The 15601-nt window shown below is 61.2% G+C and carries 12 protein-coding genes; 5 read left to right on the top strand and 7 right to left on the bottom strand.

Annotation, left to right across the window (positions count from 1 at the left end):
* Positions 1-27 precede the first annotated feature (27 nt).
* Positions 28-720, bottom strand: coding sequence for an amino acid ABC transporter ATP-binding protein (locus F3J08_RS00365; RefSeq protein WP_083510828.1), 693 nt, complete (start codon positions 718-720; stop codon positions 28-30).
* Positions 721-790: 70 nt separating this feature from the next.
* Positions 791-3484, bottom strand: coding sequence for an aconitate hydratase AcnA (gene acnA / locus F3J08_RS00360; protein WP_166928017.1), 2694 nt, complete (start codon positions 3482-3484; stop codon positions 791-793).
* A 116-nt stretch (positions 3485-3600) separates the two neighbouring features.
* On the opposite strand from acnA, the gene ccmA reads away from it, so the two are divergent.
* The 3 genes from ccmA to F3J08_RS00345 all read left to right on the top strand — a co-directional run bounded on the left by ccmA (position 3601) and on the right by F3J08_RS00345 (position 8430).
* Positions 3601-4290 (top strand): heme ABC exporter ATP-binding protein CcmA, encoded by a 690-nt coding sequence (ccmA, locus tag F3J08_RS00355; protein ID WP_166928016.1) that lies wholly within the window; start codon positions 3601-3603, stop codon positions 4288-4290.
* Entirely contained in the window at positions 4281-4952 is a 672-nt protein-coding gene (ccmB, locus tag F3J08_RS00350; protein ID WP_166928015.1) for a heme exporter protein CcmB, read from the top strand. The genes ccmA and ccmB overlap by 10 nt, the downstream gene beginning before the upstream one ends.
* A 172-nt stretch (positions 4953-5124) precedes the next feature.
* Entirely contained in the window at positions 5125-8430 is a 3306-nt protein-coding gene (locus F3J08_RS00345) for a S41 family peptidase (protein WP_166928014.1), read from the top strand.
* Positions 8431-8780: 350 nt separating this feature from the next.
* Here the strand turns inward: F3J08_RS00345 and F3J08_RS00340 are convergent, their stop codons facing one another.
* From F3J08_RS00340 to aroQ, 4 genes are read right to left on the bottom strand one after another with little or no spacing between them, the layout of a single operon-like run.
* Complete coding sequence (locus F3J08_RS00340; protein WP_166928013.1) at positions 8781-9350, bottom strand: NIPSNAP family protein; 570 nt, start codon at positions 9348-9350, stop codon at positions 8781-8783.
* Positions 9351-9371: 21 nt separating this feature from the next.
* Positions 9372-10718 carry an acetyl-CoA carboxylase biotin carboxylase subunit gene (gene accC / locus F3J08_RS00335; protein WP_166928012.1) on the bottom strand — a complete coding sequence of 449 codons (1347 nt, stop codon included), beginning with the start codon at positions 10716-10718 and terminating at the stop codon, positions 9372-9374.
* A gap of 26 nt (positions 10719-10744) precedes the next feature.
* Complete coding sequence (locus F3J08_RS00330; RefSeq protein WP_122039717.1) at positions 10745-11200, bottom strand: acetyl-CoA carboxylase biotin carboxyl carrier protein subunit; 456 nt, start codon at positions 11198-11200, stop codon at positions 10745-10747.
* The gene (gene aroQ, locus F3J08_RS00325; RefSeq protein ID WP_023979560.1) at positions 11197-11652 is read right to left on the bottom strand and encodes a type II 3-dehydroquinate dehydratase; all 456 of its coding nucleotides are present in this window, start codon (positions 11650-11652) and stop codon (positions 11197-11199) included. The genes F3J08_RS00330 and aroQ overlap by 4 nt, the downstream gene beginning before the upstream one ends.
* Before the next feature lie 280 nt (positions 11653-11932).
* On the opposite strand from aroQ, the gene F3J08_RS00320 reads away from it, so the two are divergent.
* A complete protein-coding gene (locus F3J08_RS00320; RefSeq protein ID WP_166928011.1) occupies positions 11933-12637 on the top strand; it encodes a septal ring lytic transglycosylase RlpA family protein in 705 nt (234 codons plus the stop codon).
* 140 nt (positions 12638-12777) lie between these two features.
* Here the strand turns inward: F3J08_RS00320 and F3J08_RS00315 are convergent, their stop codons facing one another.
* Positions 12778-13746 carry a YihY/virulence factor BrkB family protein gene (locus tag F3J08_RS00315; RefSeq protein ID WP_122040050.1) on the bottom strand — a complete coding sequence of 323 codons (969 nt, stop codon included), beginning with the start codon at positions 13744-13746 and terminating at the stop codon, positions 12778-12780.
* A 622-nt stretch (positions 13747-14368) separates the two neighbouring features.
* Here F3J08_RS00315 and F3J08_RS00310 point away from each other — a divergent pair.
* The gene (locus F3J08_RS00310; RefSeq protein ID WP_166928010.1) at positions 14369-15502 is read left to right on the top strand and encodes a type III PLP-dependent enzyme; all 1134 of its coding nucleotides are present in this window, start codon (positions 14369-14371) and stop codon (positions 15500-15502) included.
* Positions 15503-15601 lie beyond the last annotated feature (99 nt).

The raw sequence follows: 15601 nt of genomic DNA, 5'->3' as shown, positions 1-15601 counted from the left end.
GAACCCGCCTCGGCACGATGCGGGCGTTCACAGCAGTGACCTCAGGAATCGGCGCGTTCTGGCATCTTCAGGAGCCGCAAAGACTTCTTCAGGGTCGCCGCTTTCGATAATATGCCCACCCTCGACATACAGCACGCGGTTCGATGCCGCACGGGCAAAGCGCATATCGTGCGTCACGACAATCTGGGTCATGCCTTCCTCGTCCAGTCTGCGCATGACCTGCAAGACTTCTTCAGCCAGTTCGGGGTCCAGCGCAGAGGTCGGCTCGTCATAGAGCATGATGGCCGGTTTCATGGCCAGGGCGCGGGCAATGGCCGCACGCTGCTGCTGACCGCCAGACAGTGTCGAGGGATAACGGTCAGCCAGACCATCGAGCCCGACCTTCGCCAGCAGACCACGCGCCAGCGGCGCGATATCGCCAGTTGCCATGCCTTTAACCGCCCGCGGCGCCAGCATGACATTGTCCAGAACAGTGCGATGGGGAAACAGGTTGAACGACTGGAAAACCATGCCGACATGGGCACGCAGCTTATGGGCACGGCGCTCCTGGGCGCGGTTCCAGCCCTGACCGGCGACCGTGTCGATTTCGATATCCCGGATCCGGATCGTTCCGGAATCGGGTATCTCCAGAAAATTGAGACAGCGAAGAAAAGTCGATTTCCCGCAGCCCGAAGGCCCGATGATGGAAATCAGGTCACCACGCCTAACGCGAAGCGACATGTCGTGCAGCACGACATGTCGCCCAAAGCTCTTGGTGATGTTTCTGGCGTCGAGAACGGTCTCGGCGTGATCAGTCAGTTTCGGTCATCCCGCGCAGGACATAAGGGAGAATCCCTCCATGCCTGTAATAGGCGACTTCATCAAGCGTATCGATACGGCAAAGAAGTTCAACCTGCTCGGTCTCGCCGCTGGCGCGGGTGATGGTCATGGGTACGGTCATGCGCGGGGTGATGGACTCGAGCCCACCCAGCGAGATCGTTTCGGTGCCATCCAGCCCGAGCGTTTTGCGCGTCGTGCCCTCACGGAACGTAAGAGGCAGAACGCCCATGCCCACGAGATTGGAACGATGGATACGCTCGAAGCTCTCTGCAATCACGGCCTTGATGCCCAGCAGATTCGTGCCCTTGGCGGCCCAGTCACGCGAGGAGCCCATGCCGTATTCACGCCCGCCAATCACGACCAGAGGCGTGCCATCCTGCTGATAGCGATGCGCCACGTCATAGATCGACGCCACCGTGCCATCAGGCAGGTATTTCGACATGCCGCCCTCGACGCCCGGAAGCATCTCGTTGCGGATACGGATATTGGCAAAGGTGCCACGCACCATCACGCGGTCATTGCCGCGACGCGACCCGTAGGAGTTGTAATCCGCAACCGCCACCTGATGCTCGCTCAGGAACTTGCCCGCCGGGGAAGACGGCTTGATGGCGCCTGCCGGTGAGATGTGGTCAGTCGTGATGTTGTCGCCCAGCAGTGCGAGAATGCGTGCATTCTCGATGTCATGCGTCTCGCCCGGCTCCTTGGTCAGCCCTTCGAAATAGGGCGGCTTCTGGATATAGGTCGAGCTGTCCGACCACGCGAAGGTACGGGCGTCGCTGGCAACGGCCAGAGCCTGCCATTGCTTCGTGCCCTTCGAGATGCTGCCATAACGCTCGACAAAGCTCTCACGCGTGACGGAGGACTTTATGAGCGCTGCGATCTCTTCATTGCTCGGCCAGATATCGCGCAGGAAGATTTCCTTGCCATCCTTCGAGATGCCGAGAGGCTCTTTCGTGATGTCCTTGCGCAGGGTGCCAAGCAGGGCATAGGCCACCACCAGCGGCGGGCTGGCGAGGTAGTTGGCGCGCACGTTGGGCGAGATGCGCCCTTCAAAGTTACGGTTACCCGAAAGCACCGACGTCGCCACCAGACCATTGCCTTCGATCGCATCCACGATCGGCTGGGCGATGGGGCCCGAATTGCCGATACAGGTCGTGCAGCCATAACCGACCGTCTCGAAGCCAAGCGCATCGAGATCGGCACTGAGACCCGCCTTGTCGAGATAATCTGTCACCACCTGCGAGCCGGGGGCAAGCGACGTCTTGACCCAGGGCTTGGGCTTCAGGCCAAGCGCACGCGCCTTGCGTGCCACCAGACCAGCCGCCACCAGAACCGCCGGGTTGGAGGTGTTGGTGCACGAAGTGATGGCCGCAATCACCACATCGCCGTGACCGATGTCGTAATCCGACCCGGCCACGATGGCGCGCTTGCGCACGTCGTCGGGCTTCACGCCCAGCGTGGTCGTCAGTGCGTCCTCGAAAGCCGCCGTCGCATTGGTCAGGGCCACGCGATCCTGCGGACGCTTGGGACCAGCCAGTGAGGGGATGATGGTCGAGAGATCGAGCGACAGCACCTTCGAGAACACGGGCTCAGGCGTATCGGCATCGCGGAACATGCCTTGGGCGCGCAGATAAGCCTCGGTGAGACGGATGCGATGCTCGTCGCGTCCTGTCTGGTGCAGATAATCCAGCGTCAGCGCATCGACCGGGAAGAACCCGCAGGTTGCACCATATTCCGGCGCCATATTGGCGATGGTCGAACGATCGGCCACGGGCAGATGATCGAGGGCGGGGCCGAAGAATTCCACGAACTTGCCGACCACGCCTTCGGCGCGCAGCATTTCGGTAATGGTCAGCACAAGATCGGTCGCGGTTGCGCCTTCAGGCAGAACACCCTCGAGACGCACGCCGATCACATCCGGGATCAGCATGGCAATAGGCTGACCGAGCATGGCAGCCTCGGCCTCAATGCCGCCTACGCCCCAGCCCAGAACGCCCATTCCGTTCACCATGGTGGTGTGGCTGTCCGTGCCATAGAGCGTATCGGGATAGGCGTAGTCCTTGCCATCGACCTTGCCGGTCCAGACGGCCTGCGCCAGATATTCGAGATTGACCTGATGGCAGATACCTGCACCCGGCGGCACAACGCGGAAGTTCTCGAATGCGCCCTGGCCCCAGCGCAGGAAGGCGTAACGCTCGCCATTGCGCTCGAACTCGATCTCGACATTGCGTTCCAGCGCATCGGCGCTGCCCGCCACATCCACCATGACCGAGTGATCGATCACGAGGTCGACCGGCACCAGCGGGTTCACCTTCTCCGGATCGCCATCAAGGGCAATGATGCCGTCGCGCATGGCAGCGAGATCGACCACGGCCGGAACGCCGGTGAAATCCTGCATGAGGATACGCGCCGGTTTGAAGGGCACTTCCTGATCCGAATGGCCCTTCGCCGTCCAGTCGACAATGGCCTGCGCATCTTCAGTGCGATAGCTCAGCCCGTCCTCAAAACGCAGAACGTTCTCAAGAAGAACCTTGAGGCTGACCGGCAGGCGGGTCAGATTGCCCAGCTTGGCCGCCGCCTCTGGCAGGGAGAAGATGTGGTACTTTCGGCCATCAACCTCCAGATCCCGCATCACGCCCAGGGAATCCCGTCCAACGGTTCTCATGGCTTGTCCTCCTGCCTTGTCAACTGGCCCTCAAGGGCTGAGCCTTCTATACAGTCTCGACCCTTATTCGCACAGAGTCGAATAAAACTCTCTCAGGAAGATGTTATTTCCGCACAATGTCAGGTTTTCCCTCGCCTCCAGCGCCCTGGCTCAGTTTGCATGACGTAACCGTGATACGCGGTGATCGTCTGGTGCTGGATGGACTCAGCCTGTCGCTCGCGCCCGGCGAGGCCATCCTGCTCACGGGTCCGAATGGTGCGGGCAAATCAACCCTGCTCCGTTTTCTGGCCGGGCTCTGCCCCGCACAGGGTGGTCAGGTCACCTGGAATGGCGAGATAAGGTCAGCCGACAGGCCCGATCCGGAACAGGCTCTGGATATCGCGTATCTTGGCCATCAGGATGCGCTCAAGCCTGCTCTTACCCTGCGTCAGAACCTGAGCCTTGAGGCCGGGTTGTTTGGGGCACGAAAAGGCAAATTGGACGAGGGTGCAGCGCTGGATCAGGCTCTCGACCTCCTTGGCCTGATAACACTGGCTGATCTGCCAACGCGCCTTCTTTCGGCAGGCCAGAAAAGACGCGGCGCTTTCGCCCGCCTCCTTCTGCGCCACGCGCCCCTCTGGTTGCTGGATGAACCGAGCCTCGGACTGGATGCGCACGCAATCGAAACACTCGGGCATGTGATGGCCCGGCATCGTGCCCAGGGTGGGATGATTATCGCTACAACCCATGTTCCCCTGCCCCTGACCGATGCCATGACCCTCGCTCTCACTCCCACGGCGTTTCAGGGGAGTGACCCATGCTGGTGAGCGCTTTCCTCTCCCTCATCCGGCGCGACCTGTCTCTTGCCGTGCGCTTTGGGGCCGACACGCTCGCGGCTGTTCTTTTCTTCGTGCTCTGTGCCAGCCTCTTTCCGCTGGCGCTTGGACCATCGCCGGTTCTGCTTCACCGCATGGCCCCAGGCATTATCTGGGTCTGCGCGCTGCTGGCCAGCCTGTTGCCGCTCGACCGGCTTTTTGGTGCCGAACTTGATGATGGTGGCCTCGATCACCTTCTGCTTCTGGGCCTGCCCCCTTCACTGGTGGCGCTTGCCAAGATCATCGCGCACTGGCTGACAACCGGCGTGCCCCTGCTCGTTGCGGCCGGCCCTCTTACACTCATGCTGGGGGGCACGCCGGGCGATATCCTGCCACTACTGGCCGGGCTCGTGCCGGGCACGGCGCTGCTTTCGCTTCTGGGGGGAATGGCGGCGGGGCTCGTGCTGGGCGCGCGACGTGGCAGCATCCTGCTGCCGCTTCTGACTCTGCCCCTCGCCTCACCTGTGCTGATCTTTGGCGCCGCCGCCGCCGATGCGACGGCCAATGGTCAAAGCAACAGGGTGGAGCTGAGCATACTCGGCGCCTTTCTAGCGCTGGCACTGCCTCTGTGCCCCCTGGCCGCGGGGAGCGGATTACGCGCCGCTACCAGCTGAGGCCCTTCCCGGTGCCGTTTCCTGTGCCATTCGGTCCCCTCTCAGCACCCGAATACAGGCCATGAGGCTTGCGTTTGGGGACACTTCACAGTTTCTATTTGCAACCCCGTCGAGGTGAGGCTTCCGCGCCAGTCTCCCGCATCACAGAATTTCGTTGCTCCAGAAGGTGTTCATGCGTCTCTCCTCCCTGCTCGCCAGTACCGCTATTGCCAGCCTGACCCTGCTTGGCCTTGCCTCGCCTCCTGCCCAGGCTGCGCCCGGCTATCTGCGTGATCCCGCCCTGTCAGGCACGACCCTTGTCTTTGATGACGAGCAATCGGTGTGGAGCGCCCCCTTGCAGGGCGGCAACGCAACGCGCCTGACCGCACCAATCGGCACGGATCCGCATCCCATTCTCTCACCGGATGGCAAGCAGGTCGCCTTTCTGGCCAATTATGACGGCCCGCAGGAAATCTATGTCATGCCGGTCGAAGGGGGGACGGCCAGGCGCGTCACCTTCGAGAACCAGAATGTTATGCCCATTGGCTGGGACAGAAAGGCGGGTATTCTCTACAGTTCTGCTCCCGCGACGGGCCCGGGACTGAGCCGCGTAGTAAGCGCGATCCTTCCCGTAAGCGGCACGAAGCGCACCTACCCTCTGGCCGATGCCAATGACGCTGCCCTGAGCGCTGACGGACAATGGCTCTATTTCGTCCGTTTCGGCACGGCCGTCTCCCATGATCACCTCAGGCTGTATCGCGGCGGGGCTGTGGCGCAACTCTGGCGCTATCGCCTCAAGGGCGGCGGTGAAGCCGAACGTCTGGGGCCGCAAAACGTCAATCTGCGCCGCCCGATGCTCTGGAAAGACCGGCTGATCGTCATCAGCGACCAGAGCGGCCGCGACAATCTCTGGAGCTATGCGCTGGATGGCACGGATGGCCATCCGCTCACGCAACATGATGATTTCGGCATCAGACAGGCCAGCCTGAGCGGCCACGATGTGGTTTATCAGCGCGGAGCCGATCTCTATCACTTCGACCTCGATACCAGCGTCGAAACGCTCATTCCCGTTGATGTTGTCAGTGACAATGCTGCGCGGCGGCCTCAGTGGCTTGATAATCCTTTCCCCTATCTGACCGATATCGATCTCGCGCCCAACGGCAAGCAGGTCGCCCTGACCCTGCGTGGTCACGTGGCGCTTGCCAGCGCGGGGCCGCAAAGACGCATCACGCTGGCAACCGCAGCAAGCACACGGCTGCGTCATGCCAGCCTCTCTCCTGACGGCAAGACGCTTTATGCATTCAGTGACAAGGGCGGGGAATCCGAGCTCTGGGCTTTTCCGGCCACGGGAGGCGCCGAAGGCACGGCCCTGACCCATGCCAGCAAGAGCGAGCCTACCGGGCTCTGGGTGTCGCCCGATGGCACCCATATCGCTCATATCGATCTTGCCGGGCATCTGTATGTTCTGGACGTTGCGACACGCACCGACAAACTCATCGACGATGCTCGTCTCGACGGGCAGAGCGATTATGAGTCGGTGGTCTGGTCCCATGATGGCCGGGCGCTGGCCTTTACACGGGCGCGGGGGGATAATGTCCGGCGCCAGATCGCACTTTATCCTCTTGAAACAGGGGCCACGCTCTGGGCCACGACGCCGGACTACGATTCCTATGCGCCGCGCTTCAGCCCGGATGGTCACTTCCTGTGGTTCCTGTCCGACAGGCTTTTCAAGCTGAGCAATGGCAGCCCCTGGGGGGACCGCAACCCTGCACCCGTGTTCGGGCCTCGTACGGGAATTTTCGCGCTGGCCCTGCACAAGAGCGCGCGTTTCCCCTTTGCACCGCACAATGAGCTCGAACCGGCAGCCCCGACCAAGCCCCCCGAGAAACCAGCCGCGTCGTCGAACACCAAGACCCCGATCTTCGACCCCGACGGTCTGGCCGCACGCCTGTATCAACTGCCCGTGCCGGCGGCGGATTACAGCCAGATCGAGATCGCACCTGACTATCTCTACCTGCTGGCAAAAAAGCCGGACGACCTGACAGCCAAAAACGACGGGATGACGCTGTATTCCGTCAAGGTGACCCGTGACGAGATCAAGCCCAAGGTCTTTGCAGCAGATCTCAGGGATTTCAGCCTGACACCGGATGGCAAGACACTCATGCTGGTCTCCGGCAAGGAAAAGCAGCGACCCAAGATCCAGCTTGTCCCGGCAGGCGCGACGCTGGGTGATGCTGGAGGGCCGGAGTCACAGGTCAGTCTCGATGGCCTGCGACTGCGCATCGACCCCGGTGCGGAATGGCAGGACATGTTCACCGATGCGTGGCGTCTGCATCGAGACCATTTTTATGACCCTGCACTGCATGGCGTGGACTGGAACAGTGTTCGCGAACGCTACCGGCCGCTTCTGGCCCGCATAGGCGACCGCTCGGATCTGGACGATCTGCTCGGCCAGATGATGGGTGAACTCAATGCCCTTCACTCGCAGCTTCGCCCTGCCGAAACCACAACCCGCGACAATGAAACCCTGATTGCCGGCCTTGGCGCCCATCTGACACGCCAGCCGGGCGGCTTTCTGATCGATCGCATCTACACAGGCAACCCGGATCTCCCGCAGGATCGCGCGCCACTGGCTGCACCGGATGTCGATGCGCAACCGGGTGATCTGATTGTCTCCCTCAACGGTCAAAGCCTGGCCGACCTGCCGGACCTCTCTTCGCTGCTTGCCAATCAGGCGGGCAAGCAGGTGCTGCTGACGCTCAAACGCAAGGACAGGCAGTTCCAGACCATCGTCACGCCTGTGTCCGCCAAGCAGGAGGCCAGTCTGCGTCTGCGTGCCTGGGAAAGCGAACGCGCCGCGCGTGTCGAAAAGGACAGCCACGGACGGATAGGCTACCTGCACCTGCGCGCCATGGGCCCGGATGATATTGCAGCGTTCACGCGCGATTTCTATGCCCAGACCGATAAGGACGGGCTGATTATCGATGTTCGTCGCAATCTGGGTGGCAATATCGATTCCTGGGTGCTTTCGCAGCTGTTACGCAAGGTCTGGATGTTCTGGTCCGACCACGGCAAGGCTTCGCAAGGCAACATGCAACAGGCCTTCAGGGGGCATATCGTCGTTCTGTGCGATGAATTTACCTACTCGGATGGCGAGACCTTCTCGCAAGGTGTGAAGGCGCTCGGCATCGGGCCATTGATCGGCATGCGCACAGCCGGAGCAGGCGTGTGGCTTTCAGACTCCGACCGTCTGGCCGATAACGGCCTGCCCCGGACGGCACAGCATCCCTATTTCGACATGAAGGGCCATTGGCTTGTCGAGAACCACGGCGTGGAGCCCGACATTGCCGTCGAGAACATGCCGGTCGCGACCTTCAACGGTCAGGACCAGCAACTCGACAAGGCGTTGGAAACGCTGAACGGGCTGCTGCAAAAGCAGCCCATCACCCCGATGGCGGCTGAAGGCTTCTCGGGCGCCGCGGAGGCTTTGCCTCACTGACATGATCCCTGCCTCCCTCTTTCGGTCGGGAGACAGGATACCGGCCTGCTGACGCTGGTCATGCAGGCGGCCTGATCCCGGCGGTCGGGCGATAGGTCTCCGCAGAGCGATATCGCCCCCGGTGCTCGAGGAGACCGAACAAGCCGGATCGAAGGAATGGGCGCATTTGACCAAGCCCGGTCTGTGCCCTTGGCAAATGTGCTTGGACTCGAGGGGCTTGCTGGCGCAACAACCTGGCCACTCAGCCGAACGGACCCGTCACCGTTGGTCCCTGCCCGGGATGGAACGACATCCCTTCCCGAGCTTCGGTCATCTGCCGCGCAAGGCGTGAAGCCCCGACGGCGTTACCTTTAACGGCTGGGCGAGAAAGCCACCGGCGTCAGGATGCTGCTCTGCATGGTACCGAGCAGGGGCAGGATATTTTTTGGCGGCCACACACCACTCTCCACCGCCAGCTTCCGCTTGGCGGCACGGTCAGCGAGATCGGCATAGGGCCAGATGTGAAGGAGGCGTGATGCCCCCTGCGAGGCGGTCATAACGGCGTAGGCGGGGGAGATCTCGGCCCGCGCGGGGGTCGAGGCCTCCATCAGACCGACGACCTGTGCCTCGCACCCGTCCAGAATATCGTAGAGACGCCATTCATAGGCAGCGCCATACGTGCCGGGCTGCGGGGATGTTCCAGCGTGGAGCGTCCATTCCTGCTGCACAATGCCCTGCACGCCGTGATCAGAACCGGGCCATACGATGTCGTCCGGCAGCTTCTCGAACATGACGACAACCTGATTCAGGATGCCCAGTTCGGTTGTCCAGCATCCAAGGAAACCGGCACGCCCCACAAGTGGAGCCTCAAGCGCGGCGACAACCTGAGGAACGCTGCCCGAGCGGCAGGTGAGAACAAGGGTTTCAACACATACCGACATCGGGGCTTTTCCTTGCGCTTCTTACTTCTTGAGTGATTCGACGAATTTTTCCAGCCAGTGAATCGTGTAGTCACCCTTCTGGAACTGCGGGTCCGCCAGGATCTTGCGATGCAGCGGAATGACAGTTTTTACGCCATCGACCACACATTCATCCAGCGCACGCATCATGCGGGCAATGGCTTCCGCACGGGTCGGCGCATGGACAATCAGCTTGGCAATCATGCTGTCGTAGTAAGGGGGCACGCGATAACCCGCATAGATGGCGCTATCGATGCGCACACCCAGCCCGCCTGGAGCATGGAACACCTTGATCGTGCCCGGGTTGGGCATGAACGTCTCGGGGTCTTCAGCATTGATACGGCACTCGATGGCATGACCGCTGAACGTGATGTCCGACTGCTCGTATCCAAGGGCTTCACCAGCCGCGACACGGATCTGCTCACGTACCAGATCGACATCGCACACCATCTCGGTCACCGGATGCTCGACCTGAAGGCGCGTGTTCATCTCGATGAAGCAGAACTGGCCGTCCTGATACAGGAATTCGAGCGTACCGGCATTGCGGTAGCCCATCTTCTTCAACGCTGACGTTGCGGTGGCGCCAATCGCGTCTCGCTCTTCGGCGGTCAGAACGGGTGAGCCAGCCTCTTCCAGCAGCTTCTGGTGGCGACGCTGCAGCGAGCAGTCACGCTCGCCGAAATGCACGACATTGCCATGCGTGTCGGCCATGATCTGCAGCTCGATATGACGCGGCTTGTCGAGATATTTCTCGAGATAGACCTCGTCATTACCAAACGCTGCGCGTGCCTCGGTACGAGCGACCGACCAAGCTTCCTCGATCTCATCCTCGGTCTGAGCGACCTTCATGCCGCGACCACCGCCACCGGCGGCGGCCTTGATCAGCACAGGATAGCCGACCTTTGCGGCAACTTCCCGCGCTGCTGCCAGATCGCGCAAGGCACCATCAGCGCCCGGCACAAGCGGCACACCAAGCTCACGCATGGTGGTCTTGGCCATGATCTTGTCACCCATCGTACGGATATGATGGGCGGTCGGACCGATGAACACGAAGCCGTGCTCCTCGACCGTCTCGGCAAAATCGGCATTCTCGGACAGGAAGCCATAACCCGGATGAATGGCTTCTGCCCCGGTGATGGTCGCTGCGGAGAGGATGGCTGCTACGTTCAGATAGGATTCGCGCGACGACGGCGGGCCGATGCAGACCGCCTCATCCGCCAGTCGGACATGCATGGCATCGGCATCGGCCGTGGAATGCACGGCAACCGTTGCAATGCCCAGTTCACGGCAGGCGCGCAGGATGCGAAGCGCGATTTCGCCGCGATTGGCGATCAGGATCTTGGAAAACATCAGGCCCCAGACTCAGTCAGTAATGCTTATTCTATGATGGCGAGCGCTTCGCCGAATTCAACCGGGTCACCGCTGGAAACCAGGATACGCTTCAATGTACCGCCACGCGGCGCCTTGATCTGATTGAAGGTCTTCATGGCCTCGATCAGCATCAGGGTCTGACCGGCTGTCACGGCCTGACCTTCCTGCACGAAAGGCGGTGCCGACGGATCGGGCGCCAGATAGGCAATGCCGACCATCGGGCTGTTGACAGCGCCAGGATGGCTCGCTGCATCGACCGGCGCAGCAGCCGGAGCAGGCGCTGCAACCGGCGCTGCCGCGACAGGGGCAGCGCCCACGGCGTGCACAACCTGGCCACCGGCATTGCGTGCCACACGAATGCGGCTGTCCTTTTCCGCGACCTCGATTTCGGTCAGTCCGGTTTCGGTCAGAATATCAGCCAATGCCCGGATGGCATCCGCGTCCACGAGCATACGGCTCATCGTTCGTCCTCGTCTTCAATCATGTCATAGAGTGCACGCAATGCCATGGCATAGCCACGCACACCAAACCCGCAGATTACGCCAATTGCGGCCTGGGAGGTATAGGTATGATGGCGAAAGGCATCGCGGCGATGGATATTGGAGATATGAACCTCCACCGTCGGCAGACCGGTGGCCAGCAACGCATCGAGCAAAGCGATGGAGGTGTGGCCATAGGCCGCCGGATTGATCACGATGCCACGCGCCCTCCCCCGGCATTCCTGGATCCAGGAAACCAGTTCGCCCTCGATATTCGTCTGACGAAAATCGATGGCAACATCGAGCTGCTCGGCAGCCTGGATGCAGACCTGTTCGAGGTCGTCCAGGGTCGCGTGGCCGTATATTTCCGGCTGCCGCATTCCGAGCATGTTGAGGTTGGGGCCGTTAAGCACGGCAATCATCGGGCGAATCATGAGAGGAGCCCGTAGCACTTTCACAACTTGCGTAAAAGCCTCCCTGCGCCGCACCGCAGGATTACGCCTCATTCCTGCCCTGTTTGTAGGCTCACTTGCCACACAGGAGACAGACCGCTGCCTGTTTCACGGTGATGATGCGGTGCGTAAACCTCGCCCCGCCTCAGGATTTCGTGATCGGGCCAGTCTGTGATACACACGTCGTTCGCCGCCCTGGCTTGTCGGGGCAATCGTTCGTTCGGAGTAACTGGGCAAAAGGCTGCACGCTGTCGTGACATCTATGAAAAGCAGAAAACGCGTATACAGTTCCACGGAACGCTGCAAGAAGCGTCTCCGCGCTCGAATCGGTGGCATCGCTCTGCTTTGCACAGTGCTCGCGCCGAAGCACGGCGCACATGCCGCAACGACCTCTCAGTCGGACCATCTGGTCGAAGCCCCCGCCGATCATGCGCCCTGGGCTTCTTCAGTGCGGCTTGCCCTCGCCAAGCGGGCCCATCGCATCGCTCTCGCTAGCCATAACGTCCTCGCCTGGTCGGAACATGGTGTCGCCAGCTGGTACGGTCGCCGCCTTGCAGGTCATCGCACAAGCAGCGGCGAGCGACTGGACAGTCACGCCCTGACCGCAGCCCATCCGACCCTGCCCATGGGGTCCAAGGTTCTCGTCCAGAACGAGGACACGGGGCGCTCTGTCATCGTCACAGTGAATGATCGCGGGCCTTTCAACAGCCGTATCATCGACCTCTCCCATGCAGCCGCCGCAGAGATCGGCATGCTGGGCAGCGGTACAGCCCATGTGAAGATTGCTCCAATCCCGGCCGGCGCGCCGATCAAGGAAGACGAGCCGATCGAAGTGGCCGAAGCCGAGGCTGACGACACCAATGCGCAGGCGATGGACGCTGTGACCCCGAGTCTGACACCGCATGAGGCTAAAACGGCCATGGCCTCGCACGCACCGGCTCATCACGGACGCCATCACCCTAAGTAATTAAGAGGCCGCGGGACCACTTATCTACCTGATGCGCTTCTGAGCAGAAATTCTGCAGCTTACGATATCAATAGAAAAAGGCGCCGGATTGTACCGGCGCCTTTTCTGTTTTCAGGCCCTTGCGGGCCTATACCCGCTTCTCAGTCCCCGCTTCGTACCGACGCAGGCTCCGCTTCCTCCTGCACACGGGTCATACCGGGCATCTTGGGATTAAACCCTCGCATCCGGTCCTCAAGCCCGGCATTCAGCTCCGCGCCGAAAAGCACGACATAGGTGCCAACGAAGAACCACATCATGATGGCAGCAACGGCGCCCAAGGGACCGTAGGTCGAGCCGTAGCTCGCGAAATGACTCACATAATAGGAGAAGGCGAGCGAGGTCAGAACCCAGAGGAGCGTTGCGACCAGCGAGCCCGGCACGATCCAGCGCCAGTCCGGTTTGTCGCGGCAGGGGCCATAGCGGAACAGCAACGTCACCGCCATGAACACGAAGAGCAGCATGAGAGCCGGCGCACCGAAATGGACGATGTAGCGCGTACTGTAGCTCATGAGATAATCCGTGAGATACAGGATTTCCGGCGGCAGGTTGCGCAGACCGAACCTGTTGAGCAGGTCCGGCAGATAATCGATCAGCGCCGGGAACGCCACCATCAGGGCCAGTGTAAGGCAAGCGCCCACGACCGCGCCGAAAGTCACCCCCAGAGCCAGAAACTGGAACCGGAAGAAACCGCGTGTTTCCAGCACGTCATAAGCAAGGTTGAGCGCAGACAGCACCGATTTCGTGCTTGCAGACGCGGACCACAAGGCGATCACGGTGGAGAAAATCAGACCAACAGTCAGTGACGCATGAGGCTGGGCGATCAGCGTATGGATCTGTGAGGCAATCAGTTCGAACGCAGTCGGCGGCAACAGATTGCGTAGGACATTGAGCTGAGGCTCGACGGTCTGCAGATCGAAAATCAGCCCATACACCGAAATCAGAGAGGATATGGCCGGAAAGAGCGAGAGCGTGGCGTAGAAGGCGCAGCCTGCAGCCGAGAGACTGGTCTGGCTCGATCCCAGATTGCTGAATGTCTGGCGCATGACCAGTTTCCAGCCGCCCAGCGGCATGTGGATGGGGCTTCGTGCCCCCGTGCCGGGTGCTTCGCGACCCAAGGCCTCTTCCGGGATATCGACTTCCCCTACTGAGGTGTCCTCAGCCCGCTGGTCCGGCGTCGCGTTGCGCGTTGCAGTCGTATCAATCTCGGTCGGTCGTGCCTCCCCAAGGGCACCGCCCGATTCTGCAGCAGCTCGCGACAACTGAGTTTTCTGGGTCGGTGACTCGTCCACAAACACTTCCTTATACCAAAGCAGCCCCGTTCCGCCTGATGAACACAGCATATGTCACCCGGCGCGCGGCACAGATTTACTGTCGGAATGACGCCCCGGCACGAGAAACGTTGCAGGCCCACCGACGTTGAAACGCGACAACTGCGGCCCCCATGTGAAAAATACAAGTCCGGCCCATTTTTTAGTTGCAACAGGGGGGCTTTGGTCCCATATGCGCCGCACGCAGCAACGCACGTGCCACTGGCCCTCTGTAGGTTACGCAACGACGTCAAGCGTTCTGGCAATCGGGCTGATCCTGCTCACTTTCATGAGCACTCAGCCTCGTCCTGATCGCCGGTCCGTTCGACCGTTTCGCAACAATTCCGCCCGTGCAGTTCCGGGCGGATTTCGGGAGGAGTGACTCATGACTCCGAAAATCGTCCGCTATCTTGCCGAGCAGCAGCCGGCAACTCCCTGCCTCGTGGTCGATGTCGATCATGTCGAGGCACGCTATCACGCCCTGCGTGATGCCCTGCCACTCGCGCAGATCTATTACGCCGTCAAAGCCAACCCGGCTGCCCCGATCCTTGAGCGCCTCGTGCGTCTGGGCTCGTCTTTCGATGCGGCCTCCATCGGTGAAATCCACCAGTGCCTTACCGCTGGCGCACAGCCCAGCCAGATTTCGTTCGGCAACACCGTCAAGAAGGTCTCCTCCATTCGCGAGGCGTTCGGTCTTGGCGTCGACCTGTTCGTTTTCGACAGCGAGGAAGAGCTGGCGAAGCTGGCTGAACACGCCCCTGGCTCGCGCGTTTTCTGCCGCCTTGCCGTCGAGAATGAAGGCGCTGACTGGCCGCTGTCGCGCAAGTTCGGCACCACGGTCAACCACGCCAGGGATCTGCTGCTGAAGTCGGTCGAGCTTGGCCTCGAGCCCTATGGCCTGTCCTTCCACGTGGGCAGCCAGCAGACCAGCACGGCTGCCTATGAGACGGCTATTGCCAAGGTTGCCATGCTTTTCACCGATCTCTCGGCGGCTGGCATCGACCTCAAGATGGTCAATCTCGGTGGCGGCTTCCCCGTGCGTTACCGCGACGATATTCCCGAGATCGAACAGTTCGGTCTGGCCATTGGTCGTGCCATGACCGAGCATTTCGGCAACGCCCTGCCGCAGATGCTGATCGAGCCGGGCCGCTTCATGGTGGCTGAAGCCGGGGTCGTCTCGACCGAGGTCGTGCTTGTCAGCCGTCGCGGTGGCAAGGAGAGCGATCCGCGCTGGGTCTATCTCGATATCGGCCGTTTCGGCGGTCTGGCCGAGACCGAAGGCGAGGCCATTCGCTATCGTTTCCGTACCCCGCATGACGGTCTGCCCACGGGTGAGACGGTCGTTGCCGGCCCGAGCTGCGATGGCGTCGATATCATGTATGAGAAGAACCGCGTTCAGCTGCCACACGCCCTGAACTCGGGGGACCGTATCGAGCTGCTGACCACCGGCGCTTATGTCACCACCTACTGCTCAACCGGTTTCAACGGCTTTGCCCCGCTGAGCGAGCATTACATCTGAGCGCTAAATCAGGCCTCGGCTGGCGGCGGTCATGAACGCTGACCACTACCAGCTTCCTGCGTGAAGCCTTCAGGACCCGATCTGTTGCGAAACGGAGAA

Source organism: Asaia sp. As-1742 (genome assembly GCF_011753235.1).
In the GTDB taxonomy this organism is placed as follows: Bacteria; Pseudomonadota; Alphaproteobacteria; order Acetobacterales; family Acetobacteraceae; genus Asaia; species Asaia bogorensis_B.
Note: the sequence above shows the minus strand (reverse complement) of the source record. Positions and strands in the feature narration are given on the sequence as shown.